Origin of the sequence: Paraglaciecola sp. (genome assembly GCF_051252315.1) — a bacterium.
GTDB lineage: Bacteria > Pseudomonadota > Gammaproteobacteria > Enterobacterales > Alteromonadaceae > Paraglaciecola.
In genome coordinates this window covers 1-2,325 of sequence record NZ_JBPOFP010000244.1, presented here as the reverse complement: position 1 = coordinate 2,325, position 2,325 = coordinate 1, and the positions used below count along the sequence as shown (strand labels likewise).

Sequence of the window (2,325 nt, the reverse complement as noted above, 5' to 3'; positions counted from 1 at the left end):
CATAAAGGAAATCTTCAAGATTGACGAGACTTATTTAATTTGATTTTTAAACAATAGACTGTTTTATCCTATGACTTTATAATGTCATAAGGATAATTTGCTGTATTCGGTGTTTTCTTAACGCCAATGTCTAACTGTTTAATAATCAAATCATATGCTTAATAAAGCAATCAAATTTCTTATAGAGAATAAACTCGTTGCAGTTCTGCTACTTGCTCTTTTTGTTGGATGGGGAACTGTAAACGCACCTTTCAATTGGGATACTGGATTTTTACCAAGTAATCCTGTGGCTGTTGATGCCATCCCAGATATCGGAGAAAATCAACAAATTGTATTTACAAAGTGGGATGGTCGTTCGCCACAAGATATTGAAGACCAAATTACCTATCCATTAACCACATCCTTATTAGGTATTCCAGGAGTAAAAACCATTCGTAGTTCGTCTATGTTTGGGTTTTCAAGTATCTATATCATTTTCGAAGAAGATGTAGAATTCTATTGGAGTCGTAGTCGTATTCTAGAAAAACTAAACTCATTACCAAGTGGATTATTACCTGAAGGTGTTAATCCTGCTTTGGGTCCAGATGCAACAGGATTAGGACAAATATTCTGGTACACACTTGAAGGTCGTGATGAAAAAGGAAACGTGACTGGTGGTTGGGATTTACACGAATTGCGTAGCATTCAAGATTACTACGTAAATTATGCTTTATCTAGTGCAAGCGGTGTTTCTGAAGTTGCTTCTATTGGTGGTTATGTTCAAGAATATCAAGTAGATGTTAATCCAGAATTGATGCGTCAATATAGCATTAGCTTAAACCAGATTGTAAAAGCGGTTAAAAGTAGCAATCAAGATATTGGTGCGCAGACTTTAGAAATCAATCAAGCTGAATATTTAGTGCGTGGTTTGGGTTATGTGAAATCTGTTGAAGATATTGAAAATGCTGTAGTGACATCAGAAGATTTTACCTCAATTAAAATTAAAGACATAGGTAAAGTATCATTAGGTCCAGCAACACGAAGAGGTTTATTGGATAAGGAAGGTGCGGAAGTTGTTGGTGGTGTTGTAGTGGCAAGATATGGTGCTAATCCAATGGAGGTTATTAACAATGTAAAGGCGCAAATTGAGGAACTGAAAGGTGGATTACCTTCAAAAGTATTGGCAGATGGACGAACATCTCAATTAACAGTCGTTCCCTTCTATGACCGTACCGAGCTTATTGAAGAAACATTAGACACGCTTAATGAAGCATTGACACTAGAAATATTAATTACCATTTTGGTTATTATTGTGATGGTTTTCAATTTAAGAGCTTCTATTTTAATTTCTGGATTGTTGCCTGTTGCAGTCTTAATGGTTTTTGTTACCATGAAACTGTTTAACGTAGACGCCAATATTGTAGCACTTTCTGGTATTGCTATTGCTATTGGAACTATGGTAGATGTAGGCGTCATTCTCGCAGAAAATATGATTCGCCATCTCGATGATGACAAATTACGATTACGAGAAGACGGTACAGAGTTAACTACAAATGAAGTGGTTTATAATGCCACAGCCGAAGTTTCTGGAGCGATTTTAACTGCGGTATTAACCACAATTATCAGTTTTGTTCCTGTGTTTACAATGATTGGTGCAGAAGGAAAATTGTTTAGACCACTTGCATTTACCAAAACGATGGCGTTATCAGCATCTTTGGTTATTGCCTTATTTCTAATCCCGCCATTAGCAGCTTATTTATTCAGAAAAACATCACTTAAAAATTCTTTTAAGCATATTTTAAATGGTGCTTTAATAATTGCCGGAATCGCAATTATTGGTGTTGGATATTGGTTAGGGATAATTTTAATTGCTTTTGGTGTCACAGGTTTATTAGGAGTTTCGAGAAAACTCAACAAAAAGAATAGCAATCTTGTTAATATTATCATCTCATGTGCTGCTATTGTATTCTTACTTGCTGAATATTGGAGACCGCTAGGTTTTGACAGAAGTATCTTCATCAACTTAATTTTTGTCGCTATCATTTGCTTCGGAATTTTAGGAATATTTTCAATTTTCAGAAGGTATTATGGACAGATTTTAAACTGGGCTTTAGCCAACAAACTTTTGTTTTTAATGATACCAACTACCGTACTTATTTCTGGTATTTGGATAATGAACAATACTGGAAAAGAATTTATGCCATCTTTAAATGAAGGTTCATTTTTATTAATGCCAACCTCATTACCACATTCTGGTGTTGAAGAAAACAAAAGAGTGCTTCAACAATTAGATATGGCAGTAGCTACTATTCCAGAAATTGAAACCGTAGTTGGAAAAGCTGGTCG

Annotated in this window: 1 protein-coding gene; it reads left to right on the top strand. The window is 35.1% G+C overall.

Going from position 1 to position 2,325, the window contains the following annotated elements:
* Positions 1 to 154: 154 nt before the first annotated feature.
* A partial coding sequence (locus tag ACSHXM_RS21665; RefSeq protein ID WP_435692486.1) for an efflux RND transporter permease subunit occupies positions 155 to 2,325 on the top strand: 2,171 nt, incomplete at its 3' end.